This is a genomic window from Myxococcus sp. AM011 (assembly GCF_013372595.1).
GTDB classification, from domain to species: domain Bacteria; phylum Myxococcota; class Myxococcia; order Myxococcales; family Myxococcaceae; genus Myxococcus; species Myxococcus eversor.
Genome location: NZ_JABXEM010000082.1, coordinates 1 through 23,145, shown reverse-complemented (window position 1 = coordinate 23,145; position 23,145 = coordinate 1). Strand labels below are relative to the sequence as shown.

Annotated in this window: 22 protein-coding genes; 12 read left to right on the top strand and 10 right to left on the bottom strand. The window is 68.5% G+C overall.

Annotated elements, in window-relative coordinates:
* Positions 1 to 172 precede the first annotated feature (172 nt).
* From HUW62_RS18780 to HUW62_RS18750, 7 genes are all read left to right on the top strand, one after another.
* Entirely contained in the window at positions 173 to 2,500 is a 2,328-nt protein-coding gene (locus HUW62_RS18780) for a kelch repeat-containing protein (RefSeq protein WP_176435192.1), read from the top strand.
* A 373-nt stretch (positions 2,501 to 2,873) separates the two neighbouring features.
* Positions 2,874 to 3,608, top strand: coding sequence for a DUF6310 domain-containing protein (locus HUW62_RS18775; RefSeq protein WP_338041910.1), 735 nt, complete (start codon positions 2,874 to 2,876; stop codon positions 3,606 to 3,608).
* Positions 3,609 to 3,613: 5 nt separating this feature from the next.
* On the top strand, positions 3,614 to 4,381 hold the full coding sequence (locus tag HUW62_RS18770; protein ID WP_176435191.1) for a DUF5953 family protein: 768 nt from the start codon (positions 3,614 to 3,616) through the stop codon (positions 4,379 to 4,381).
* Between the two features lie 103 nt (positions 4,382 to 4,484).
* Complete coding sequence (locus tag HUW62_RS18765) at positions 4,485 to 5,129, top strand: HAD family hydrolase (protein ID WP_163863889.1); 645 nt, start codon at positions 4,485 to 4,487, stop codon at positions 5,127 to 5,129.
* Between the two features lie 23 nt (positions 5,130 to 5,152).
* Complete coding sequence (locus HUW62_RS18760; protein ID WP_176435190.1) at positions 5,153 to 6,208, top strand: Rieske 2Fe-2S domain-containing protein; 1,056 nt, start codon at positions 5,153 to 5,155, stop codon at positions 6,206 to 6,208.
* Positions 6,209 to 6,215: 7 nt separating this feature from the next.
* Entirely contained in the window at positions 6,216 to 6,785 is a 570-nt protein-coding gene (locus HUW62_RS18755) for an RNA polymerase sigma factor (RefSeq protein WP_176435189.1), read from the top strand.
* 88 nt (positions 6,786 to 6,873) lie between these two features.
* Positions 6,874 to 7,509 carry an isoprenylcysteine carboxylmethyltransferase family protein gene (locus HUW62_RS18750; RefSeq protein ID WP_176435188.1) on the top strand — a complete coding sequence of 212 codons (636 nt, stop codon included), beginning with the start codon at positions 6,874 to 6,876 and terminating at the stop codon, positions 7,507 to 7,509.
* A 64-nt stretch (positions 7,510 to 7,573) separates the two neighbouring features.
* Here the strand turns inward: HUW62_RS18750 and HUW62_RS18745 are convergent, their stop codons facing one another.
* Together HUW62_RS18745 and HUW62_RS18740 are read right to left on the bottom strand one after the other, a co-directional pair.
* Complete coding sequence (locus HUW62_RS18745) at positions 7,574 to 7,786, bottom strand: hypothetical protein (RefSeq protein WP_176435187.1); 213 nt, start codon at positions 7,784 to 7,786, stop codon at positions 7,574 to 7,576.
* A gap of 141 nt (positions 7,787 to 7,927) precedes the next feature.
* On the bottom strand, positions 7,928 to 9,355 hold the full coding sequence (locus HUW62_RS18740; protein WP_163863884.1) for a TolC family protein: 1,428 nt from the start codon (positions 9,353 to 9,355) through the stop codon (positions 7,928 to 7,930).
* A gap of 309 nt (positions 9,356 to 9,664) precedes the next feature.
* Here HUW62_RS18740 and HUW62_RS18735 point away from each other — a divergent pair, with 309 nt between their 5' ends.
* The gene (locus HUW62_RS18735; RefSeq protein WP_163863883.1) at positions 9,665 to 10,162 is read left to right on the top strand and encodes a MarR family winged helix-turn-helix transcriptional regulator; all 498 of its coding nucleotides are present in this window, start codon (positions 9,665 to 9,667) and stop codon (positions 10,160 to 10,162) included.
* Positions 10,163 to 10,213: 51 nt separating this feature from the next.
* On the opposite strand, the gene HUW62_RS18730 is transcribed toward HUW62_RS18735, so the two are convergent.
* The 5 genes from HUW62_RS18730 to HUW62_RS18710 all read right to left on the bottom strand — a co-directional run bounded on the left by HUW62_RS18730 (position 10,214) and on the right by HUW62_RS18710 (position 14,774).
* Positions 10,214 to 11,017 (bottom strand): energy transducer TonB, encoded by an 804-nt coding sequence (locus HUW62_RS18730; RefSeq protein ID WP_163863882.1) that lies wholly within the window; start codon positions 11,015 to 11,017, stop codon positions 10,214 to 10,216.
* 15 nt (positions 11,018 to 11,032) lie between these two features.
* Positions 11,033 to 11,467 carry a biopolymer transporter ExbD gene (locus HUW62_RS18725; RefSeq protein WP_176435186.1) on the bottom strand — a complete coding sequence of 145 codons (435 nt, stop codon included), beginning with the start codon at positions 11,465 to 11,467 and terminating at the stop codon, positions 11,033 to 11,035.
* Between the two features lie 3 nt (positions 11,468 to 11,470).
* Positions 11,471 to 12,181 carry a MotA/TolQ/ExbB proton channel family protein gene (locus tag HUW62_RS18720; protein ID WP_163863880.1) on the bottom strand — a complete coding sequence of 237 codons (711 nt, stop codon included), beginning with the start codon at positions 12,179 to 12,181 and terminating at the stop codon, positions 11,471 to 11,473.
* Positions 12,182 to 12,391: 210 nt separating this feature from the next.
* Complete coding sequence (locus tag HUW62_RS18715; protein ID WP_163863879.1) at positions 12,392 to 13,591, bottom strand: PQQ-dependent sugar dehydrogenase; 1,200 nt, start codon at positions 13,589 to 13,591, stop codon at positions 12,392 to 12,394.
* A gap of 178 nt (positions 13,592 to 13,769) precedes the next feature.
* Positions 13,770 to 14,774, bottom strand: coding sequence for a hypothetical protein (locus HUW62_RS18710; RefSeq protein ID WP_176435185.1), 1,005 nt, complete (start codon positions 14,772 to 14,774; stop codon positions 13,770 to 13,772).
* A 102-nt stretch (positions 14,775 to 14,876) separates the two neighbouring features.
* On the opposite strand from HUW62_RS18710, the gene HUW62_RS18705 reads away from it, so the two are divergent.
* Positions 14,877 to 15,353 (top strand): hypothetical protein, encoded by a 477-nt coding sequence (locus HUW62_RS18705; protein WP_176435184.1) that lies wholly within the window; start codon positions 14,877 to 14,879, stop codon positions 15,351 to 15,353.
* 63 nt (positions 15,354 to 15,416) lie between these two features.
* On the opposite strand, the gene HUW62_RS18700 is transcribed toward HUW62_RS18705, so the two are convergent.
* The 3 genes from HUW62_RS18700 to HUW62_RS18690 form a co-directional block, all read right to left on the bottom strand.
* Positions 15,417 to 15,644 (bottom strand): hypothetical protein, encoded by a 228-nt coding sequence (locus HUW62_RS18700; RefSeq protein ID WP_163863876.1) that lies wholly within the window; start codon positions 15,642 to 15,644, stop codon positions 15,417 to 15,419.
* Positions 15,645 to 15,802: 158 nt separating this feature from the next.
* Positions 15,803 to 16,798 (bottom strand): aldo/keto reductase family protein, encoded by a 996-nt coding sequence (locus tag HUW62_RS18695; RefSeq protein WP_163863875.1) that lies wholly within the window; start codon positions 16,796 to 16,798, stop codon positions 15,803 to 15,805.
* A gap of 11 nt (positions 16,799 to 16,809) precedes the next feature.
* Positions 16,810 to 18,777, bottom strand: coding sequence for an alpha-amylase family glycosyl hydrolase (locus HUW62_RS18690; protein ID WP_163863874.1), 1,968 nt, complete (start codon positions 18,775 to 18,777; stop codon positions 16,810 to 16,812).
* 283 nt (positions 18,778 to 19,060) lie between these two features.
* Between HUW62_RS18690 and HUW62_RS18685 the strand changes: the two genes are divergently transcribed.
* The 3 genes from HUW62_RS18685 to HUW62_RS18675 form a co-directional block, all read left to right on the top strand.
* Complete coding sequence (locus HUW62_RS18685) at positions 19,061 to 20,290, top strand: hypothetical protein (RefSeq protein ID WP_255203504.1); 1,230 nt, start codon at positions 19,061 to 19,063, stop codon at positions 20,288 to 20,290.
* A gap of 249 nt (positions 20,291 to 20,539) precedes the next feature.
* Positions 20,540 to 21,781, top strand: a complete 1,242-nt coding sequence (locus tag HUW62_RS18680; protein ID WP_176435183.1) for a hypothetical protein — start codon at positions 20,540 to 20,542, stop codon at positions 21,779 to 21,781.
* Positions 21,782 to 21,951: 170 nt separating this feature from the next.
* Positions 21,952 to 23,145 (top strand): hypothetical protein (locus HUW62_RS18675; RefSeq protein WP_176435182.1); only part of this gene is annotated, 1,194 nt, incomplete at its 3' end.

Below are 23,145 nucleotides of genomic sequence, written 5' to 3'. Positions count from 1 at the left end.
TTGTTTGTGTTGCATGCGGTCGCCGCGGGAATGCTCTACTCCGCCCGCCCGCACCGGCCTCCCTCGGGGTGGTGCGGGCTCACCAACGGCCTGTCTCCCTTTCCTCACCTCGCGCCCCAACTCGTCGGGGAGCCCGGCCGATTCCTGCTCACGCTGGGAAAAGGAAGCTCGAATGCAAATGCAAGGCAAGACGCGCTGGGGCTGGGTCTGTCTCATCATTGGAATGCTGGGGGCCTCCCTGGGCTGTGGCGCGTCGGGAGAGGCGCAGTCGCTGGGCGCGGTGGAGTTCGTGGGGGCGGTTTCGGAGGCGCTCGCGGGAGAGGACGTCACGCGCGTCACCGTCACGCTGACGGCCACGGGTGTCCCTGCGTCCACGGTGGCGCTGGTCCAGGACGCTGGGGCGTGGCGGGGGACGTTCCACCAGATTCCCGCTGGCACCGCGCGGACGTTCACCGCGGAGGCGTTCGATTCACAGGGCGCGCTGCGTTATCGCGGCGTGGCGGAGGGTGTCACGATTGTCGCGGGTGAGACGGCGGTGGTGGCCATCACCCTGCAATCCCTCTCCACGGGGATGCCGTTTGACAACACGGTGCCTTGCATCGACTCGCTGGTGGCATCGTCGAGCGTGGTGTTGCCGGGTGGCAACATCGTGCTGCGGGCCACGGCGCACGACAAGGATGTGACTGACACGTTTTCCTATGTGTGGAGCGCCACGGGTGGGACGTTCACCACCACGGGCACGTCGACCACGACGTGGACGGCGCCGCAGGTCTCCGGGGAGTTCGCGCTGACGCTGACCGTCACGGACTCGCGCGGCGCGGCGACGAGTCTGCGCATCGATGTCCGCACGGTGTCGACGGACGGTGGGCCGAACTCAGGCGGGGCGAACGTGAGCGTTTCGTTCAACATGGCGCCGACGGTGCGGGGCATCACGGTGACTCGTTCGCCGGTGCCGGTGGGACAGAGCACGACTGTCACGGTGGACGCGGTGGACGCGGATGGGGATGCGCTGACCTATCAGTGGGCCACGGCGTGCGCGGGTGCTTGGACGCAGGCGACGTCGTTGTCCGCGTCGTTCACGCCGAGCGCAGTGCCGTCCGGAGACCCTTGTGGCAACTGCGCGCTCAACGTGACGGTGTCGGATGCGAAGGGTGGGCGAGGGCAGGGGACGCTGCGCGTCTGCGTGGGGCCGGGCACGGGCCCGAGCGTTCCTCCGCGCATCGTCCTGGCGAACCAGTCCGCGAGCACGGTGGCGGGTGGTGGAGCTGTCACCCTGCGCGTGCTGGCTGAGGATGGAGATGGCGCGGCGCTCACGTTCGGCTGGGCGTCCAGTGTCGGCACGGTGGGCACTGCGACGAACAGCTTCACGTCCAGCGAGGTCCGCTGGACGGCGCCGGCCTGCGTGGCCCAGGGCAGCGCGCCGACTGTCACGGCGACGGTGACCAACGCGCGAGGCTTCTCCGTGGCGCACACGTTCAGCGTGAGCGTGGTCAACGGGCCTGACTGTGGCAGCGGCACGGTGGCGCGGTGGGATGCCACGGGCAGCATGCTCACGGCGCGAGTCCGATATGGCGCCGTCCCGCTTGCTTCGGGCAAGGTGCTGGTGGCGGGGGGCTTCAATGCCCCTGGTACCCCCTTTGCCTCGGCGGAGCTCTACTCCCCAGACACAGGCGCGTGGAGTGCCGCGGGCAGCATGAGCAGGGGGCGCTTCAACCCCACGATGACGGTGCTTCCGTCAGGCAAGGTCCTGGTGGTGGGGGGGTTCCACAACACGAGCAGCTCGGGCGGAACGCGTGATGCGGACATCTATGACCCCCAGTCGAATGTCTGGGCGGTCGCGGCCCCGATGACCTTCGAGCGGAGTTCGCACACCGCGACGCTGCTGCCCTCGGGCAAGGTGCTCGTCGTCGGTGGCGCTGCTGACTCCACGGGAGGGGGCAGAATCCCGGAACTCTATGACCCCGAGACGAACTCCTGGGTTCCTGTCGCGAGCGCGAGTGTGACCGGTCGGGCGAACCACTTCGCGCTCCTGTTGCCCTCGGGCAAGGTGTTGGTGGCTGGAGGCAACTCCACCGCCGAACTCTATGACGTGGCCACGAACTCCTGGGCCGCCGCGACGGGGCTCACGGGGGGCTGGACGCAGGCGTTCCTGTTGCCCTCGGGGAAGGTCCTGATGCACGTCAGCACCTCGTTGTGGGAGTACGACCCAGCGCTCAACGTCCAGCGGAGTGTGGGGACGTGGATTCACAATCGGACCTCGGGGTACGTGGTCATGTTGCCCTCCGGTCGGCTGATGTTGACGGGAGGCACGGAAGGCGTGGGGCTCACCACGGAGGTGTTCGACCCCACGACGGGAGTCACCGCCTACTCAGTGAGCCTGCCGAGTCCTCGGGCCGGATTCCGATCCATCGTGCTTCCCTCCGGCAAGGTGCTCGTCGCGGGAGGTGTGGTGAACGACTCGACCATCATCGTCAACACCGCGGTGCTTTACACACCGTAAGCCTCGTGAGGCCGCCGCCCTCGTGTGACACGACGCGAGGGTGAGGGCCTCCACCCGGGCACCCGTCCGCCTCCCAGGCCGGGTGCCCGCGAGTGCTCACGTCGGGAACACGTGCCCAGCCCCGACGATCAGCGGCAAACACAGCTGTGTTCCACGACATCTTGGCATCCCCGAAAGGACGGACGTGGCCTTGCGTCTTCGCGCTTGTCTCGCACTCCTTCTCCTCCTTCTCTCGGCCTGCGCTACATCCACGCCGAGTCCAATCGCCCCCGAGGCCCGGAGCCAGAGGCTCGCCAATCTCCAGAAGGCGGCGACGCTGCCCTGGAGCGATGAGGGGCGGTGCGCCGTTCAAGAGGCTTCTCATCCGTGGCCCGTGGTCGCGGAGCGGTGCTTTCACGCGCTCGACCACGAGAGAATCAGGTTTCGAGACCCGACAGGAAGGTGTGCCGTCGCCTCCGCGGGTGCGGCTGCAATGGGAATCGGAATCTGCATCCTGGCTGCACCGGAAATCGTTGTCGGCGCGGTGGTCATCACCGGTGCAGTGGTGGTGGCGGTCGTCATCAAGGAAGCGCTGGATGCCTATGATCTGCGACGAGGTCATTCGGAGGAAGCGAAGCCCGTGTCCCAAGCGGTGCCCTTGCCGAGGGAACCCGTGGCGGAGCGAAGACAGAAACCCGAGTCATCAGGACAGGACGAGCCTCCCACGACGCCACCTGTTTCTCTGGAGCAGGAGCGCCGCCCGGATTGCACTCCTCGGCCCGTGCGACATCTGGGCGGAGATGCCTTGCACAACAGGTGCGCCGACAGGGTTCCCCAGAATGGATTCCCCGGCTCGGATGTGCTCGTCAACGGGAAGCGTTTCGACGCGCTTCAACCCCGCGCACGCGTGCTGTGGGAGGTGAAGACCGACAACTTCGATACGTTCTCGGTCTATCTCCAGAGGACTGTGCCTGGAAAACAGGTGGCGGAGCTGCGGCGAGAGCGGGCCCTCGCGCTGGCCTGCGGATTCGACTTCCGGGTCGGCGTGCGCAGCGCCGAGCACAAAGACGCGCTGGAGGTCGAGGCACCGGAGCTTGAGGGCATCATCGTCATCATGGAATGGTGCTGAGCGAGATGACCGCCACGCGACGCAACGACCTTGGCCTCATCGTCTACGCCCCAGCGCTGGTGCGCGATGATGACCGCCCCCTGGCCATCGTCCGTGCCATGGAGCGCGGGTGTCCTGGTCTGCGCCTGGAGTGGACGATCTCCGACGAGGGGCAACCCGTCCCACTGCCAGAGCGCGATGCATGGGTCGCCCAGGAGCGCCCGGACTCGCCAGGCTTTCCGCTCGTATGCAACGGTGGCGAAGAGAGCGACCTCGTGACGCTCTATGGGCTGGAGTTGCCGGCGGACTTCGGACCGAGAGGTCAGCCGCTGTTCGAGGTCCATGCGGCGCTGCCACTCAATGACGCCAGCCTCGCGGTCGCAGCGGAGGTGTTGGCCGATGTCGCGGAGAGCGCTCGCGCGTTCTGGGGGCAGATGACGCCGTTCCGCGCGGGGGTGGACATCGCGCGCCAGACGAAGAACTGGGCGGCCAGTCCGCAGCCACCACCACGCGGGCTCCCTGCCCTCATGCTCCCAAAGGACCTCGGCTCACCAGAGATTCCGCATCGACTGGGGTGGCTGAACTACTGGTCGGACGCCGCCGCACGGGCCATCGGATTCCCAGACCCGACGCGCCACGCGGAGCTGCTTTCACGGGCGCGCCGTACCGCGACGGGGGGATGGGTGGTCGGACTCACGGACGCGCCGCTCGACCTCGACAACCCAGTTCACCTCAAGACGCTCCTGCACGCCTACGAGCACCTCCCGGAACTCGGCGGGCGCCCAAGAAGGTGACGACCTCCACCCGGGCACCCGTCCGCCTCCCAGGCCGGGTGCCCGCGCGGGCTCACATCAGGAACACGTGCCCCGGGCGCACGAACCACGTATGCAGGAGCGCATGAGCCGCGCTGACTCCCGTGGAATCCTCTTCGACCTCGACGGCACGCTGGTGGACTCGCTGCCGGACATCATCGACACCTTCCTGCAAGCGTTTCCCCTGAATGGCCTCACCGCCCCCACCTACGCCCAGGTGCGAGCCCTCATCGGCCATCCGCTCGACCTCATGTACGCGGAGTTCGCGCCCCAGCACGTGCCCGCGCTGTGCGCCACCTACCGCGAACACTACCCACTCAATTACATGAACCGCTCGCGCCCCTATCCCGGTGTGCTGGAGGCCCTCGGCACCCTGCGCGAGCGCGGTTATCTGCTGGCCGTGGCCACCACCAAGAAGAGCCCCATGGCCCGCCGCTTCGTGGATGCCATGGGTCTGGGCTCCGTGCTCCACCATGTGCAAGGCACGGATGACTTTCCGCACAAGCCCGCACCCGACGTGCTCCACCGCGCCCTCGCCGAACTGAAGACAGGCGGCTTGTGGATGGTGGGAGACACCACGCTGGACTTGAGGGCAGGCAAGGCGGCCGGACTTCGCACCTACGGTGTCACCTGGGGCACTCACCCCGTGGAAGAACTGGCTGCTGAGTCACCAGACGAACTCCAGCCGGACCTGCGGCGGCTGCTGGAGCGTCTTCCTCCCCTGTCCTGAGTCCCTCGCTATACTTGGAAAGTATGGAGCCACTGCCTGATGTCCTCCGTCATTTCCATCCCGTGCTCCCCGCCGCGTCGCTCCGAAAGAAACCCGTCCGAGTCGAGGTAGCCGGTCGCGCCTACGCCCTCTTCCGGGACGCGGAGGGGCGCCCCGCGGCGCTCGCCGACAAGTGCCCCCACCGCTTCGCGCCGCTCTCCAAGGGCCGCGTGCGTCCAGATGGTCGGCTCCAGTGCCCGTACCATGGCTGGCGCTTCGACTCGCAGGGGCAGGGCGCCAATCCCAGCCAGCCGGAGCTGCGTCACTGCACCGTGAGCAGCTTCCAGGTGGCGGAGCACCGAGGCTATCTGTGGCTCGCCCACAAAGACACGCCGCTGTCCGCGCTGCCGGAGCTGCCCGCCACCGACGGCTATATCTTCGGAGGCAGCTTCTCCGTCCTCTTCGAGGCGCCGCTGCACGTCGCGCTCGACAACTTCAGCGAGGACGAGCACACGCCCTACGTCCACACCCGCCTGGGCTGGGATGACCCTCACGCGGACCAGGTGCAGTTCGAGGCGCACAACCGCGAGGACCACACGGAGGTGCGCTACCTCGCCCCGCAGCGGCCCGCGGCCCTGATGAAGCTTCTGGGTGTGCGCGACGGCGACTTGTTCCGCAACGAGTGGGTGACGCGCTTCGACCCGGTGCACAGCCAGTACACCGTGAGCTGGGAATCCCCCACCGGCAAGCAGCGTCCCTTCATCACCCGCGCCAACATCTTCTTCGTGCCGGAGACGGAGAAGACGACGCGCCTGCATGTCTTCTCCTTCCTGCGCTGCGTGCAGCCGCTGCTCACGCCCTTCCTGCCGGTGGCGGCCCGCGTGGCCATGGAGCTCACCCGCTGGGAGGTCGTCGACGACGCGCGCTTCATCCCCACCGTCGCGAGCACCCCCTACAGTCACAAGGGCATGCGCCTGGACCGCTTCGACAAGCCGCTCGTGCACCAGCGTCGGCTGATGGAGCGCATCTACTTCCACCAGCCGCGCGCCACCCCGGAGGACGAAGCGCCCGTGGCGCTCGCCCGCGAGGCCGTGGGCTGAGGACCGCATGAGCCTGGACGCGCGCGTCGTGGAGACCCTGGTCGCCCAGCGGCGCCGTTTCCTCGCGTTCCTCGCGCCGCGCGTGGGCAGCCCCGAGGAGGCCGAGGAGGTCCTCCAGCTCGCCCTGGTCAAGGGGCTGGAGAAGGGCGAGGGCTTGCGCGACGAGGAGAGCGCGGTGGCCTGGTTCTACCGGCTGCTGCGCAATGTCCTGGTGGACCGCCACCGCCGCGCCCGCCGCGAGGAGCGCGCCCTGGCCGCCGAGGACGCGCAAGCCCCTCGCTCCACGGAGGACACCGAGGCCCTGGAGTCCTCCGTGTGCGCGTGCGTGGCGGGGCTCGCGGACACGCTCAAGCCCGAGTACTCGGCCGCCATCCGCCGCGTGGACCTGGAGGGCACCAGCGTGACGAACTACGCCCGCGAGGAGGGCCTCACCGCGAACAACGCCGCCGTCCGCCTGCACCGCGCCCGGCAGGCCCTGGGCCGTCGCCTCATCGAGCTGTGCGGCACCTGCTGCACCCACGGCTGCGTGGACTGCGCCTGCGAACCGGGCCGCCCCCGCGTCACCGAAAGTCCCTGACGAATGCCGGTGTAATGCCGCGCGTGGGCCGAGCGTCAGCCGGGGCATCAGGGGCGGGCGGGTGCTCGCCCTTTCGTCGAGGACACCCATGGACACCGAATCCCTTCACCGCCTCGCGCTGCCCGCCAGCGCCGTCGCCTTCCTGCTCTTAGCCCTGGTGTTGCCCACCGCGCGGCTGCGCCGCCGCACGGGACGCGCTGGCTTCGTGCTGCACCGTCGAGCCAATCCCTTTCAGCGCGTCATCGGCGTGTGCATGGGCCTGTTCATCCTCGGGCTGACGGCCTGGAGCGCGCTGTACGCGGCGCTGGGCCCGGGGCGGCTCGGCGTGTGGCCCGTGCCCGACGCCGTCCGGTGGCTGGGCTGGACGGTGATGCTCGCGGGGCTCGTCCTCGTGCTGGTGGCCCAGGTGCAGATGGGCGCCTCGTGGCGCATCGGCATCGACCGGGAGCCCACGGCGCTGGTGACGGACGGCCTGTTCTCCGTCGTCCGCAATCCCATCTTCGCGGGCATGTCGTGGGTGGTGGTGGGGATGGCCTGCGTGACGCCGAGCGCGTGGACGTGGATGGCGTGCGCCGACTCCGTGCTGCTCGTGTCTCTTCAAGTCAGGCTGGAGGAGGAGCACCTCGCGCGACTGCACGGCCCAGCGTATCGCGAGTACGCGGCGCGGGTGGGGCGCTTCCTGCCTGGGGTGGGGCGGTTGGAGTCGAGGGAAGTCGCGGCCTGACGGGCCGTCATGCTTCGTGGAGTCTCGTGCTCCACGAAGTCTCGACGGGAACCCCGGGCCGGTGTCAGTGCGCCGGCTGGACGGGTTCCTGCCGCTGCGGGAGTCCGACGCCGGTGCGGGCCTCGAACGCGTTGCAGCCGCTGGCGCCAGAGACCTTCAGGTCGTACGCGCTCAGGTCCGCCTGCATGCAGCGTTGTGTCTCGTTGTCACTGGGATTGGCGTTGCCGCTGGCGAAGTAGCGACAACTCTTGCAGTTGCCCCACGGTCCTTCCGCCATGATGACCTCCTCGGAAAAAGGGGTGCTGCTGTCTTCCTTCCGAGGGTGGGGTCGGTGGACGTGCCTCACAAGCGGGGCTCGCCACCGCCCCGGGAGGCGGTCGGTCCGGCGCCTGGGTTTCAGGCGCCGGACGGTGATGCCTTACGGCTGCTGCGCGGGCTGCTTCTGCTGCTCGAGCTGCGCGTCCGGCGGCACCTGCATCCCCGCCGGGTTCTCTCCCGTCGCGCCGGGCAGGGGCTGCACCGTGGGCGGCACCGCCGTCTCGTCCTTCAAATCGGAGTCGAGCGGGCGGGCTTCGAAGGCACCCACCGAGCGCAGGAGGCGCAGCGCGGCGACCGAGGCCTGGAGGCGCTCGCTCACCAGGCCGATTTCGGCGTTGGTCAGCGCGGTGTTCGCATCCGCCACTTCCAGGTAGGTGGCCACGCCGGCCTTGAAGGAGACGTCGGTGAGGCGCTGGGACTCGCGCGCCAGCTCCACCGACTGCTCCGCCTTGAGGCGGTTGGCCAGGGCGCTCTCCAAATCCAGCTGCGAGCGCTTCACTTCCTCGCGCGCCGTCAGCTCCGCCTTGCGGGCGTTGGCCTGGGCCTCGACAATCTTGGCCGAGGACTCCGTGAGGTTGGCCTCGCGCAGACCGCCATCCCACAGCGTCCAGTTGGCGCCCAGGGTGACGAGCCACACGTCCGCCCGGCCCGCGAAGCCCGCGGCGTTGGCGATGCGCCAGGTGCCGGTGAGGCCCACGGTGGGCAGGTAGCTGAACAACACGCCGCGCTTGTTGATGCGCGCCAGCTCCGTCGTCTCACGGGTCGCCGCCACGTCCGCGCGCTGCTCCAGCGCGCGCTGCACCAGCACGTCCGAATCCGTCTTCACCGGCACCTGCGGCTCCGGCGGCGGGGCCACCTCGAAGTCCGGGCTGTCCAACGCCAGCAGCGTGGTCAGCACCAGCTTCGCGGACGCCAGCGCGTTGCGGGCGCGGATGAGGTCCTGCTCCGCGCGGGACAGGTCCTGCTCCGCGCGCAAGAGCGCCACGCGCGTCACCGTGCCCGCGTCGAAGCGGACCTTGGTGTCCTTCGAGCGCGCGCCGTTGAGCTCCACCAGCCGCTCCTGCACCGTCACGGCCTGGGCCTGCGCGGCGGCGCCGTAGTAGGCCTGCGCCACGCCGAAGAGGATTTCGCGGCGCGCCTGCTCCACGTTGAGCGCGGCGACCGTCTCGCTCTTGTAGGCCGCCTGGATGCCCGCCCACAGCTGGGGCGCGATGATGGCCTGGCGCAGCTCCGCCTGGAACTGCCGCTGCACCAGGGGCTGGATGACCACGGGCTCGGGACCCAGGGGACCCGGAGGAATGACGGCCGCGTTGGAGTTGCGGATGATGGCCGCGCCCACGGCGATGGTGGGCAGATAGCCGGCCCACGCCTTGCGGGACGCGGTGTCCGCCTGACGCAGGCGCGCCTGCGCCGCCTTCAGGTCCAGGTTCTCTTTGCGCGCCTGGATGAGTGCGTCTTCAAGGGTCAACACGGGGGGCGGTGCCGCGGCCAGGGTGGCCGCCAGGGTCAACGCCAGAAGTGAGCTCATAACCGCCTCTGCCTCCTCGTGGGGTCCGCGCCGGCGCGAGCCCCATGGGTCCTAGGTGGACTTGCTACGGGTTGTGTCTTGGGTCCGCGTCCCGGGCTTCTTGCCCGAGCGCGTCATGAACGTCAGGAATTCAGCGCGAAGGGCCGCACCGGCTCTTATGAAGGTCATCCGCCGGCGCATGGCTTCTTCCACGGTCCTGTTTCGAGTCGGCCCCACATAGGCCATGTCGTTCGATTTTGGAAGCTCCGGAATGTAGTAACCCTCAATAGTTGATGAAGTCAATTGTTTAGGTGCCGGGGGTGAATTACCATGAGCGACATGAGTGGAAGCAGCGAAAATCTGGAGCGACGGGGCAAGTCACCGCACTCCGGGCCGGAGGCCCGGGGGGACGAGCCGGGGGACCTGCCCAAGCAGGCGTGGACGCTGCTGTTCGAACTGATGCACGCCCACATGAGGAACTTCCCCGCGCTGGCGGCGGAGTTCGAGCTGTCCCCGGTGCAGGCGCACGTGGTGCGTCAGCTCGGCGAGGGCCCGCTGGCGATGAGCACGCTGGCCAACTACCTGTCGTGTGACGCGTCCAACGTCACCGGCCTGGTGGACCGCATGGAGGCGCGGGGCCTGGTGGAGCGGCGCAGCAGCGAGCAGGACCGGCGCGTGAAGATGCTGGTGCTGACGGAGCAGGGTGTGGCGCTGCGAGAGCGGCTCCTGGAGCGGCTGGCGGAGCCGCCGGAGCTCATCGCCTCGCTGTCGGACGATGACCTGCGCGCGCTGCGCGACATCATGCGCCGGGCGCTGCGTCCGCAGTGACCTGCGCGCGGGCCCGCCCCTCCATGAGGGGGAGGCGGGGCCCGGGGCGCCTCAGTCCAGGAGGAACGTGTACGAGTACTTCATCTCCGTGGAGACGGCCTCGCCCTTCTTGATGGCGGGCTTGAAGCGGAAGCGTTTGATGGCGTCGCGCGCCGCTTCATTGAGGCCGTAGCCGGGGCCGGAGAGCACCTTGGCGGCGACGACGCGGCCCTCGTTGTCGATGGTGATGGACAGCGTCACCGTGCCTTCGATGCCGGCGCGGCGGGCCTCTTCCGGGTAGGGGACCTTCACCTCGGAGGCCACGGTGGGCTCGGAGTCCACCTGGTAGATGGGCGTGTACTTGGGCGCGGAGTAGCCCTTCACGTCCTTGGGGTCCTTCGCGGTGCCCTCCGCCTTGCCGTAGGCCGTGTTGCCCACGGGCGCGGCGAACGAGCCCGCGCTGGTGGTGGAGGACATCGTCATGCCCACCACCAGCGGCGGCGGCTTGGCCTGCGGCGTGGGCGGCGGCTCGTTGGGAGGAGGCGGCAGTTGCTCTGGCGGAGGCGTCTGGGGCTTGGGAACTTCCGCCACCTTGATGGGCGGCGGCTTCACCGCCTTGGGCTTGGGCGGAGGCGGCTTGGGCTCCTCCTTCTTCTCCTCGGGAGGAGGCGGCGGAGGCGGCTTCTGGACCTCCACCATGACCAGCTCCACCGGGCGCTGGACGACGGGGCGCGGGCGCTCGGCCATGAGGTTCAGGTACCAGAACCCCACGCCGTGCAGCACCAGCGACACGAAGAGGAAGATGCCCACCACCATGAGCGAGCGCTCACGGCGGGGGAACACGGGGGGAGAAGTGTCGACGGCCGCCTGGCTCATGCGCTGGGCCTTGCGTCAGGGTGTGGCGGGCGCGGCCGCGGGGGCCACGTCCTTCTCGATGTTGAGCGCGAACTTGGCGACTCCGTGGCCCTTCACGGTGTCGATGAGCCGCATCACCTGCCCGTAAGCAATGCTCTGATCGGCGCTGATGATGGCGCGGGTGTCCTTGTCCTTGGCGACGGCCTCGGCGACCTTCGCCCGGAGGTCCGTCTCACTGACGGCGGCGCCGTCGAAGTAGAGCTTGCCCTCCTTGTCGAGCACCACGTTGACGAGCCCCTGCACCGTCTCGCCGCCGTTGGCCGCGCGGGGCAGGTCCACCTCCACCGTCTCGCGGACGATGAAGTTGGCCGTCACCATGAAGATGATGAGCAGCACCAGCACGATGTCCACCAGCGGGGTGACGTTGATGCCGGTGATTTCCTCGTCGTCCTGCTGTGCGCCTCCGGCCATGGGCTAGCGGCCCTCCGCCGTGCGAGCCGCCGCGTCGGGCGTGCGGCCCTCGGCGCGCATGCTGCCCACCAGCGCGTAGCCCAGGGCGTTGGCGCGGCTGGTGAGCGTCTTGAGCTGACGGTTGAAGATGTTGAAGGCGACGACGGCGGGAATCGCCACGGCCAGGCCCACCGCGGTGGCGACGAGCGCCTCCGAGATTCCGGCCATCACCGTCTGCTGAATCGCCGCGCCCTTCACGCCCGCGGAGCCCAAATCATGGAACGCCTTGATGATGCCGAGCACCGTGCCGAACAGGCCGATGAACGGGGCGTTGTTGCCCAGCGTGCCGAGGAAGGACAGGAAGCGCTCGTACTGGGGACGCTCGCGGGACATGGTGGACGCAATCACCTGCTCCACGGTGTCCGCGCCCTGCGAGGCGGAGGCGAGCGCCTCGCGGATGATGGCGGCCTCCATGCCCGTGCGGCCCTGCACGGCCTTGCGCGCCGCCTCGAAGTCACCGCGCGCCAACTGCACCGCGAGCGCCTCCGAGTTGGGGAGGCGGTTGCGGGCGAAGTACACCGTGCGCTCCAGCATGATGGCGATGGAGAGCACGGAGAGGACGACCAGAATCCAGAGGACCCACTCGGCGGAGGTGAGCGTGACGCCGAGCAGCTTGCTGCTGAGCCAGCCGAGCTCGGGTTGCCCTGTCTGGGCCAGGAGGAGGGAAAGCATCATGAAGGGAAGCCTGGGGGGAAGTGGGTGACGGGTGTCGGTAACCCGGTTGCCAACTCGCGCGCCCATCTCTTGTTCCGTCCGACCCTAAAGTCAAATGGATCGGCCGGTTTGTCCGCTTCCCGGGTCATTGGGCTCCGACTGGAAACACATTTGTCGCCTGGCCGTCGCCTCCAGTTCCGGTGGGCTTCCCGCGAGGGTTCAGGCCCTGGCTCAGAAGGGAGCGCCGGCCCGAGGGGTCATCTTGAGCAGCCGGCCGTTCGGCGCGTCGGTGAGCAGGTAGAGCGCGCCCTCGGGACCTTGGACGACGTCGCGGACCCGGGCGTTCCCCGCGGGCTTCAAGCGCTCCTCGCCGATGACCCGGTCGTTCTTCAGCACGAGCCGGACAAGGGCGTGGCTGGACAGACCGCCAATGAAGAAGTTGCCCTTCCATTCAGGAAAGAGGTTCCCCGAGTAGATGGTCAGCCCAGACGGGGAAATCACGGGGTCCCAGTAGTAGACGGGCTGCTCCATCCCTGGGCCCTGGGAGCTCTGGTGGATGGGCGCGCCGGAGTACTCCTTGCCGTAGCCGATGGTGGGCCAGCCGTAGTCCTTGCCCGGCTCGACGAGGTTCAACTCATCGCCGCCCAGCGGCCCCATCTCCACTTCCCAGAGCCGGCCCTGGCCGTCGAGCGCGGCGGCGAGCACGTTGCGGTGGCCTCGCGAGTAGATTTCGGGCCGGGCCCCGGCGGTGTTCACGAAGGGGTTGTTGGCGGGCACGGTGCCGTCGGTGTGGATGCGGACGACCTTGCCGAAGTGGCTGTTGAGCTGTCGGGCCTGGACGCGGCCGGTGAGGATGGAGCGCTCGCCCAGGGTGACGAAGAGGGTGCCGTCGTTGGCGAACACGAGCCGGCCTCCCGCGTGCCACAGCGAGTCCAGCGTGGGCTTCATGCGGAAGATGATTCGGAGCGCTTCGATTTTCGGCTGCGGGCCGTCCTTGAGCTTCCCGCGTCCCACCGCGAGCCCGTTGCCGCCTTCGCGCGGCTCGTAATAGGTCCAGTAGATGAGGCCGTTGGTGGCGAAGTCGGGGTCCACCTCCACGTCGAGCAGGCCGCCCTGCTCGCGGCCGTCCACGGGAGGCAGCCCCGCGACGGGCGCGGACTTCACGCCCTGGGGCGTGACGATGAAGAGGTTCCCGGTGGGCTTCTCCGTCACCAGCATGCGCCGGTCCGGCAGGAACGCGACGGCCCAGGGGTAGTTGAAGTCGCCGGCGATTTCGGTGACCTGGTACTGCGTCTGGGACTGCACCGCGGGCGCGCGCGTCTGGCCGGGGAAGGCCGGGTCGAACGCGGGCGCGGCGTCCTGGGCTCGCGCGGCTCCGGCGACGGACAGGACGACGGTGGTGCAGGCCAGGGTCATCCACAAGACACGCATGGGCATGGGGCTCCTCACGGGGCGGGTGAGAGGGTGGAACCCGACGGGTATCGGCCCTGGAGCGCGTGCTGCCCATTGGACTCGCGGAACGGTGTGCGCGGTCCAACACGGCATGCGTGGAGGAGTCAGCAGTAGAGGGGCTGGAGGCCGCGCGAACCGAGGACGCGGGCGGGGAGCGTCACTCCGGATAGGAGGTCTTCGCCCGCTCCTTGCGTTCCTTCTCCACGCGGTCCCGTTCGCGGGCCTGTTCGTCCAGGTGGCGGTCCATCCTGTTCGCGTTGTCGCGCTGTTCGCGGAGCTTCTCGGGATATTGCGCGGCGATGAGCGGAGCGAAGTGCTCCAGTGCTTCCTTGAGGTCGGGGAAGGGCACGTCGTTCTTCTCGACCATGATTTCCCAGGGCTCCGAGCTGGAGCTTCGGAGCATCTCGAAGCCGACGCCCCGGGCCGCCCAGGTCGCGGGGACGGGGATGGTGACGGAGATGTATTCGCCCAACGTGCAGGTCCGGATGAAGACCGTGGTCGGGTACTTGCGCTGGCCCCGCCGGTCCCGCTCCTGGTAGGTGAGCGAGCATGCCTCGAGCGGCCTCAGTTGCTCCTGGATGCGGGCCAGCTCGGGGAGCCCGCCTACGTCCGAGGTCGTCAAGAAGCCACCCTTCTTGAGCCCCGTGTTCAGCATGCCCAGGCCCAGTCCGACGGCAATCGTGCCCGTGATGACGAGGTACACCTTCATGTTGGAGTGCTTGTTGACGGGCTGGCCGTTGCCGGCACGGGACACGGTCGCTCCTGGCGCGCGGGCGAGTTCCCCCGGGGGCTGTTGTGTGGAGGCGCCCCTGGGCATGGCCCCGCCGGTGTAGCCAATCATGAAGGCCGCGAACAGGGAGACTCCTCGCAGCAGCCCCAGCGAGGGCTGGATGGGCAGCGCTCCAAGCGACTGGAGCCACGCGAGCGTCTTCGGAGCCGCCATGCCGCTGCATGCCATCATCACTCCCGCCCAGGCGATGATGAGGAGGATGTTCACCACCGTGGTGGCGCCGGAGTTCGCCGTCCTGCCGAGGAGCCTGGATCGTGCCATCAGTTGGGGGTGCACGTGCTTCCTGAGCCACGTCCCGACGAACACGCCCAGCAGCAGGGGAACCCACAGCAGCAGCATCCAGAAGACCATGTCGGACTCTTGCCGATTCATGGACCGACCTTGCTCCAATCCCAGGTGAATCCCAAGGGTCGGTTTGTCTCACGGAGACATCAGGAACTTGAGAACGTGAGAGTCGGAGTACCCTGCGGCCACATGGCCCGATACACCGTTCGACTCGACACCGTCCCCACAGGTCACTCGCTCCCCCCGCTGCTGGCGGACTTCGGGAAGTGGCTTGGTACGAAGACCTACGGGAGCCTTGGCTACTTCGAGCTCAGCGCGACCGAGGTCCCCCGGGAGTGGAATCCGGAGGTCGCCGAGCGGCTCCAGCGGGACGCGGTCTGTTTCCTGAACCTGCCGGATGGCTCGTTGCTGGCGCTGCTCCGGTTCGACGCGGAGGCGCCTCCGGCGGTGGTGCTGCTCGGCTCGGAGGGCGAGGCGCGCACCGTCTCCTCCAGTCTGGAGGGGCTGCTGCACGCCATCGCCGGAGGGAACACGGACCTCTCCGATATCGACGAGGACGGTGACGGGCGCCAGGCGTTGTCGGACTGGCTGGATGAGACAGGCGTGGATGTTCCCGACGTGGCCGACGCGCCTGACTTCAAAGTGTATCTCGCGGGCGGCGCGTGAGAGCGATGAATCGAAGAGCGCGGACCTTCGCGTCCGCGCCCTCCGACGTCAGGGTGGTGTCACTCAGCAGGACATGACGCAGACGTTGTAACAACCTCTGACGGTGTTGAAGCAGGCCGTCTCGCAGGCCGCGGTTTCACAGCCGGCCACGCACCTGTCGACCCTGGCATCACAAAACGAGCAGCACGGCGCCAGCGATTCTTCCGCGGCCGCGACCTCCGTCACTGAAGCCATGGACGCACTGACACCCATGACGACGCCCAGGAATCCCATCAGCAAGGTCTTCTTCATGTCTCCCCCTCTGTGCGTGATTGTGATTGCGTCCAGGGCGCCCCACGCGGGCGCGCCTTGGGAGGGATTAGTCCATGTCTTGGGTTGGCGCTTTCAACCCGGTCCCCTCTCGAATGTCGAAGAGGGGACAGAGGTGTCTGTCGCGCGACCGCCGTGCTTCAAATCTTCCGGTCGGGCGCGTCGGTGAGGGCGGGGTTGCGCTCGACGACGGGGCCGAGCACCTCGTCGATGCGGCGCATCAATTCCGCCTCCAGCTTCACGCCGGCGGCCTTCGCGGTGTCGTGGACCTGCTCCGGCCGGGAGGCGCCGATGATGGCGGAGGAGACGCCCTTGTTCTGGAGCACCCAGGCGACGGCGAGCTGCGCCATGGTGAGTCCCGCCTGCTCGGCCAGCGGGCGCAACTGCTGCACGCGGGTGAGGACGTCGTCCTTCATGAAGCGGGCGATGAAGCGCGAGCCGGTGGGGTCCGTGGCGCGGCTTCCCGACGGAGGCGGCTGGCCGGGGAGGTACTTGCCGGTGAGCACGCCCATGGCCATGGGGGACCAGACAATCTGCCCCAGTCCCTCATCGAGCGACGCGGGGATGACCTTCTCCTCGATGACGCGCCAGAGCATGGAGTACTGGGGCTGGCTGGAGACGAAGGGGATTCGCAGCTCGCGGGCGAGCGCGGCGCCCTGGCGAATCTGGTCGGCGGTCCACTCGGAGACGCCGATGTAGTGCGCCTTGCCCTGACGGACGATGTCCGCGAAGGCGACCATCGTCTCCTCCAGCGGCGTCGCCGTGTCGAAGCGGTGGGCCTGGTACAGGTCCACGTAGTCCGTCTGGAGGCGGCTCAAGGAGCCGTGGATGGACTCCATGATGTGCTTGCGCGACAGGCCCCAGTCGTTCTTCCCCGGGCCGGTGTTCCAGAACACCTTGGTGAACAGCTCATAGCCGGCGCGGCGCTGGCCCTTGAGGGCTCGGCCGAGCACGGACTCCGCGCGGGTGCCGGCGTAGACGTCCGCCGTGTCGAAGGTGGTGATGCCGACGTCCTGCGCTGCCTTCACGCAGGCCACCGCGGCATCCTCTTCCACCTGTGAGCCGTGCGTGAGCCAGTTGCCGAAGGAAATCTCACTGACGGCCAGACCACTGCGACCAAGATGACGGAAGTGCATGGGGCCCAAGCCTACCAGCGATTCCTCGACAGGATGACCGCGCTGTAGGCCCCGAGCGAGAGCGCCCCGCGCGCGGGCAATCCATCCCGGCCACCCCATTCCCCCCAGACGTCATGCACGGCGGTGTCCCCGAAGTCCGGCGAGTAGCCCCGCCAGTCCCCGTTGAAGCGCACCCGCCACAGCCCGTCCGAGGGCAGGCCCAGCTCGTACCCCGTGAAGGCGCGGTGCCCCAGGTTCACGATGACGACCACGTCGTCTCCAGGCCCGCCGTGCTCCCAGCGATGGAACGCCATCACCTTGTCCACGTGGTTCAGGTGGAAGACGTTGACGTGTTCGCCACGCAGGCCAGCGGTGGTGTCGTGCCAGTTGCGGCGCAGGCGGATGAGGTCCCGGTGCGCCTGGAGGACGCCGCCGAACCAGCCCGCCTTGTTCCAGTCGAGCGGGTCTCCGTCGTCGAAGTGGCCGTCCTCCAGGAACTCCTGCCCCATGAAGAGCATGGGGATGCCCGGCGCCGTCAGCGTCAGCACCGCGCCCAGGAGCGTCTTCTTCTTCGCGAGCAAATCGCCCGGGTTGTAGGGCGAGACCTCCGTGGGCAGCCGGCTGCGGCCGTTGGCCACCTCGTCGTGGCTCTCCGTGAAGATGACCCGCTGGGTGGCCGCGCCGTTGTAGCGGAAGTACAGCGCGTCACGGACGGCGTTCAAGTCACGCCACTCGTCGAAGGGGGTGACGAGCGCGGCGCGGACCGGGTGCACGAAGGCCGCGTCCCACTGCGCGTCGAAGCCCGCGCCCTGGGGATGGGTGACGGCGGGGTCGGCCGCCATGTCCTCCGCGATGAGCAGCTTCCAGGGGAACTCGCGCTTCACCGCCTCGGAGATGGCGCGCAACAGCTCCCAGCCCGCCGGGTTGTCCACGCCGCTGGCGGTGCGAATCTCCTTCGTCGCATCCAGTCGCAGGCCATCCATGTGGTACTCGCGCAGCCACATCAGCGCGTTGTCGCGCAGGTAGTCGCGCACCTCGGCGCGGCCGTAGTCCGGGCGCGTGTCTCCCCACGGCGTGCTCGCGCGCCAGTCCGCGTAGAAGTACACGCCGCCCCGGCCGAACGTCTCTCCGTCGAAGTCCCAGTGCGGCAGGTCGCTGGGCCCCAGGTGGTTGTAGACGACGTCCATGATGACGCCGATGCCACGCCGGTGCGCCTCGTCCACGAAGCGCTTCAAGTCATTGGGCGAGCCGTAGGAACTCTCCGGCGCGAAGGGGAAGGTGGAGTTGTAGCCCCAGGAGAAGTCCCCCGCGAACTCGGCCGAGGGCATCAACTCCACCACGTTGACGCCCAGCTCGCGCAGGTAGTCGAGCTTGTCGATGGCGCTCAGCCAGTGGCCGGGCCCCCAACCGGGCGCGTCGTTGAACGTGCCGATGTGCAGCTCGTAGAGGACGGCCTCGCGGAAGTCCGGCATCCGGAACAGGCCGTCGTAGCGCCAGTGGAAGTCGCGGTGGTCCAGGATGACGCTGTTGCCCGTGGAGTTCGTCACGTCGGCCGCGCGCGGGTCATTGCGCCAGCGCCAGTCGCCGTAGCGCCCCTGGATGATGAACTGGTACTGCTGGCCGTTGCCCGCGCCGGGGATGTCGCGGGAGAAGTTGCCGGAGGGCTCGCGCGCCAGCTCCACCGCGTGCCAGTGGCTGAAGTCGCCCACCACCTGCACGCGCTGCGCATGGGGCGCCCAGACACGGAACGTCGCGCCGCCGTCGAAGGGGATGGCGCCCATGCCCGGCCGCCACGACGGCTCCGGCTGGGGCTCCAGCGGCACGAAGGCCGTGAGGAAGCCGGGCGCCTGGAGCTGGTCCGCGGGCCCGAACAGCTCCGGCGCGGAGCGTGAGCGCGTGGTGCGCTGCAACACCTGGTTGCCGCGCTGCTTGCACGCGGCCTCGCTGAAGTCCTTGCGCGACCCGCGTGACTCGTCTGGTTTCGTTTCTCGGTTCGACATGCTTCCCCCGCTCCGTGGACGCCGCGCGATGCGCCGCATTCCGACAGCGGGAGGGTCCCAGGGTAAATCCTCCCCAGGGGGCCGGCCCTCGTTCAATTCAAGGCACTGAGTGGGTTCGTTCGCACCTGCTCAATTCCTATCGTCCCAAGATGCAAGGATTGGTCTGGAGTGGTGAAATTGGTAAATCGAAAAATCTACGAAAATCGTATGAAGGGCGTTGCGCGACGTGATGCAACTCCTCGCAGCACAAAGGAAGCGTATGAACCTGCTTCAGAAAAGTCTGTTGTCAGCGTCCCTGATGTTCCTGGGGGGCAGTGGTTGTGGTGTCGCCGAGATGCCGGAGGCCGAGACGGCGGCCACCATGGCCCAGGAGCTGGCGACCGCGGACGCCGTGCCCCTGCCGCTCCCGGTGGGATGCCTGCTCTCCTCGCTGGACACGGACAAGGACGGCATCTGCGACATCGTCGAGATGCTTCTGGGCACCAATCCCAACAGCACCGACACGGACGGGGACCGGCTGAGCGACTACGCGGAGTCGTTCGGCTTCGGCGGGATTGACCTGGCCACCCTCGGGGCGAACGCGCGCAAGAAGGACATCTTCGTGGAGATGGACTACTACCCCGGCCTCCGCCCCACCCAGGCCACGTTGAACCGTGTCATCACGGCGTTCGCCAACGCGCCGGTCAGCAACCCGGACGGTACGACGGGCGTCACGTTGCACCTGGTGGTGGACCAGCAGATCGCCGCGGCGGACGCGGACGCGGACCTGAACCCCGTCTGGACGGACTTCGACAAGATCAAGTCCAAGTACTTCGCGGCGAGCCGGGGGCCGTTCTTCCACTACATGCTGATTGCGACCCGCTACGACGGCGGCAACTCCAGTGGCATCTCTCGCGGCATCCCCGCCCATGACCTCGTGATGACCCTGGGCTTCGCCGGAGGCGGCACGTCGCTGGACCAGGCCGGCACCATCATGCACGAGCTGGGGCACAACATCGGCCTGCGTCACGGCGGCACCGACCACGCCAACTTCAAGCCCAACTACCTGAGCATCATGAACTACGAGTACCAGTTCTATGGGTTCAGCATCGGCGGGGTGGCCAATGTGCTCGACTACTCGCGCGTGCAGGTCGCCGCCTTCAACGAGCTGGCTGTCAACGAGGGCTCCGGCTTCGCGCCCGTTGCTCCCACCACCGAGGCGGACCTCGCCCGCATCAGCGGGCTTCGCTTCAACGGCGTGTCGGTCGTCGGCAACGCGAGCACGAACACCGACTTCAATGGCAACGGTGTCCTCGACGCCGCGACCTACAGCCGGGACTTCAATCGCAGCGGCTTCGCGGACGTGTTCCCCGCGACGCAGAACGACTGGACGGCCCTGCTCTATGACGGAGGCGGGCAGATTGGTGACCCCGGCCTGGGCCTCCTCCGGAGCCTGAGCCGCGCGGAGCGGTTCCTCACCACCCCGGAAGAGATGGAGCCCTGCCAGCCCCTGGAAGTGAGCCGCATGCCGTAGTCCCTCACCCCAAGGGAAGCCTCACATCCCAAGGCCGGGTCCTCCTTCGTGGGGGGCCCGGCCTGTTGTCTTTTTTGCCCGAGGCGGAAGTCTGGCAATAGGACGGAAGTGCGCTGTCCGATTTCGGACGGTGACGGATTTGTCAGTGTTGTCCGGCCTTTGGATTGCCTTGGATGTGACAGGGATTGCGCGCCGCAACGGAATGCGCTGCCCGATGTGAGTCAAATCCTCGCTGTACAAAGGAAGTGTATGAGCCAGCTTCAGAAGACGCTGCTGACAGCCTCTCTGATGTTCCTTGGGTTGAACGGCTGTGGCGACGCGGAGGTCCAGCAAGAGCCGACGGCGAGCGCCCGTCAGGACGTGGCCCTGGCCCCGCCGCTGCCGCCCGGGTGTCTGGCCACGGACCGGGACGCGGACCAGGACGGAATCTGTGACGTCGTGGAGGCGACGCTGGGCACCAACCCCAACAGCTCCGACACGGACGGTGACCGGCTGAGCGACTACGCGGAGGTGTACGGGCTCGACGGAGTGAACCTGCCCGCCTTCGGAGCGAATCCGCGCAGGAAGGACATCTTCGTGGAGGCGGACTACTACCCCGGCCTCTTCCCCGCGCAGACCACGCGGGACCGCGTCACCTCGGCGTTCGCCCTCGCGCCGGTCAGCAACCCGGATGGCTCCACGGGAATCACCCTGCACCTGGTGGTGGACCAGCAGATCGTCGCGGCGGACGCGGACCAGGATTTGAACCCCGTCTGGACGGACTTCGACATCATCAAGGCGAAGTACTTCGCGGCGAACCGGGCGCCGTTCTTCCACTACATGCTGTTCGCGAACCGCTACAGCGGCGGCAACTCCAGCGGCATCTCCCGAGGCATCCCCGCCCATGACTACGTGGTGACGCTGGGCTTCATCGGCGGTGGCTCGGCGGCGCAGCTGGCCGGCACCATCATGCACGAGCTGGGGCACAACATCGGCTTGCGCCACGGCGGCACGGACCACGCCAACTACAAGCCCAACTACCTGAGCATCATGAACTACGAGTACCAGTTCTACGGCTTCACCATCGGCGGCGTGGCCAACGTGTTCGACTACTCGCGCTTGCAGATTGCGTCCTTCAACGAGGCGACCATCAACGAGGTCGCCGCCTTCACGCCGGTGGCTCCGACCACCGAGGCGGACCTCGCCCGCTTCGGCGGGCTTCGCTTCAACGACATCCAGGTCGCCGGCAACGCGAGCGCCAACCTCGACTTCAATGCCAATGGCGTCATCCAGGCGGCGAGCTACGCCCGGGACCTCGACCGCAATGGCGCGACGAACAGCGTGTTCCCCGCGTCGCAGAACGACTGGCTGGCCCTGGTCTATGACGGGGCCGGTACGATTGGCGACTCCCAGTTGGGGGCCCTCCGGAGCCTGAGCCGCGAGGAGCCGTTCCTCGTCGCCCCGGACAAGATGGAGCCCTGCCTCACCGTGGAACCGGGCCGCACGCCGTAATCCGTGCGGTCGAATCCCGCCGCCAGGTCCCGCTGTCCTGGGGACCTGGCGCGCGGTTACCGCTTCGCGTGGCTTGTAGGGGCCGTCCGAGTGTCCGACACTGGCTCTCCCTCATGGCCGCCAGCGAAGAACGTCGCCTCCAGGCTCTCGTGCTCGCCCCGGTGCGACGCGTGCAACGGCGTCTCAACGCCGTGGCCTGGGCCCAGGCGAGCCTCGTTCCCCTGTGGGCCACCGTCACCGCCTGCGTGCTCGCCCGGCTGCTCTTGCGTGACGCGTGTGTCTGGCTCCTGCCGCCGTTCGTCCTCGCGGGGCTGACGTGGGGGTGGCTCCGGGCGCGTGCGCGCGGCGTCTCGCTGGAGCAGGCGGCCGTGCTCGCGGACCGCTCGGCCAACGCGGGAGGGCTGCTCCTGACGCGGCTGGAGCGACCCGTGGGGGAGTGGGAGCTGACCGTCAATCAGCTCGTCCGCGACGTGAAGCCGCCCGTGGTGGAGTGGCGCCGCCCCGTGGGCGCCGTGCTGGGCGCGCTCCTGTTCCTGCTCGTCGGCTTCCTGCTTCCGTTGCCCGCACCCCGGGGGCCACGCGCTCCCCACGCCGCCGCCGCCGCGAAGGTGGAGGCGGTGCAGGCACAGGCGGAGGCGCTGGCTCGGGAGGAGCCGTTGGGCGAGGCGGTGGAGGACGAGCTGCGCCGGCTGGCCGAGGAGGTCGCCGCCGGTCGCTTCGACTCCGGTGACTGGGAGGCCGCTGACTCCCTGGAGCGACGACTCGCCGAGCGCGCCGCCGAGGCCGCCGCCGAGCTGGCCCAGGCCTCCGAGGCCGCGCGAGATTTGGAGGAAGCCCTGGGCGCGGCGGGGAGCGCCGAGTCCGCGTCTCGCGAGCGCGAGGCGCTGGAGCGCGCGCTCATGGGACTGGAGTCCTCGGAGGCTTCGAGCGGCGAATCCCAGCCGGAGGGCGAGGACTCCCAGGCACAGGCTTCGGCCCGCTCGGGTGAAGGGCAACAAGGACAGCAGGGGCAGGACCCGAACGGGACGCAGGGCACCTCTCCGTCGGAGCAGCAGGGCACGGCGGGCTCGAAGGAGCAGCAGGCCCAGGCCCAGGCCCGCGCACAGGCAGCGGGCTCCCCGGACCAGATTTCGGAACTGCGCCAGTCGCTGGAGCGTCGACAGCAGTCACTCGCGCAGCGCTTCGAGCCGCGCGAGGGCCAGGGACAGCAGGCGAGCTCGCGACGTTCGGGCCCGCGTCAACGGCAGGGCGCGGGCGAGCGCGGTGAAGGTGCGTCCCGACCCGGGCAGCAGGACGGCGAGCAACGGGGCGAGGGCGAGGGACAGGGGCAAGGTGAGGGGCAGGGCGAAGGCGCCGGACAGGGG

Bases quoted from the DNA above. Each gene is read 5' to 3' on its own strand.
- HUW62_RS18780 (WP_176435192.1), top strand. From the start codon at position 173: ATGCAAATGCAAGGCAAGACGCGCTGGGGCTGGGTCTGTCTCATCATT.
- HUW62_RS18770 (WP_176435191.1), top strand. From the start codon at position 3,614: ATGACCGCCACGCGACGCAACGACCTTGGCCTCATCGTCTACGCCCCA.
- HUW62_RS18765 (WP_163863889.1), top strand. From the start codon at position 4,485: ATGAGCCGCGCTGACTCCCGTGGAATCCTCTTCGACCTCGACGGCACG.
- HUW62_RS18760 (WP_176435190.1), top strand. From the start codon at position 5,153: ATGGAGCCACTGCCTGATGTCCTCCGTCATTTCCATCCCGTGCTCCCC.
- HUW62_RS18755 (WP_176435189.1), top strand. From the start codon at position 6,216: ATGAGCCTGGACGCGCGCGTCGTGGAGACCCTGGTCGCCCAGCGGCGC.
- HUW62_RS18750 (WP_176435188.1), top strand. From the start codon at position 6,874: ATGGACACCGAATCCCTTCACCGCCTCGCGCTGCCCGCCAGCGCCGTC.
- HUW62_RS18745 (WP_176435187.1), bottom strand. From the start codon at position 7,786: ATGGCGGAAGGACCGTGGGGCAACTGCAAGAGTTGTCGCTACTTCGCC.
- HUW62_RS18740 (WP_163863884.1), bottom strand. From the start codon at position 9,355: ATGAGCTCACTTCTGGCGTTGACCCTGGCGGCCACCCTGGCCGCGGCA.
- HUW62_RS18735 (WP_163863883.1), top strand. From the start codon at position 9,665: ATGAGCGACATGAGTGGAAGCAGCGAAAATCTGGAGCGACGGGGCAAG.
- HUW62_RS18730 (WP_163863882.1), bottom strand. From the start codon at position 11,017: ATGAGCCAGGCGGCCGTCGACACTTCTCCCCCCGTGTTCCCCCGCCGT.
- HUW62_RS18725 (WP_176435186.1), bottom strand. From the start codon at position 11,467: ATGGCCGGAGGCGCACAGCAGGACGACGAGGAAATCACCGGCATCAAC.
- HUW62_RS18720 (WP_163863880.1), bottom strand. From the start codon at position 12,181: ATGATGCTTTCCCTCCTCCTGGCCCAGACAGGGCAACCCGAGCTCGGC.
- HUW62_RS18715 (WP_163863879.1), bottom strand. From the start codon at position 13,591: ATGCGTGTCTTGTGGATGACCCTGGCCTGCACCACCGTCGTCCTGTCC.
- HUW62_RS18710 (WP_176435185.1), bottom strand. From the start codon at position 14,774: ATGAATCGGCAAGAGTCCGACATGGTCTTCTGGATGCTGCTGCTGTGG.
- HUW62_RS18705 (WP_176435184.1), top strand. From the start codon at position 14,877: ATGGCCCGATACACCGTTCGACTCGACACCGTCCCCACAGGTCACTCG.
- HUW62_RS18700 (WP_163863876.1), bottom strand. From the start codon at position 15,644: ATGAAGAAGACCTTGCTGATGGGATTCCTGGGCGTCGTCATGGGTGTC.
- HUW62_RS18695 (WP_163863875.1), bottom strand. From the start codon at position 16,798: ATGCACTTCCGTCATCTTGGTCGCAGTGGTCTGGCCGTCAGTGAGATT.
- HUW62_RS18690 (WP_163863874.1), bottom strand. From the start codon at position 18,777: ATGTCGAACCGAGAAACGAAACCAGACGAGTCACGCGGGTCGCGCAAG.
- HUW62_RS18680 (WP_176435183.1), top strand. From the start codon at position 20,540: ATGAGCCAGCTTCAGAAGACGCTGCTGACAGCCTCTCTGATGTTCCTT.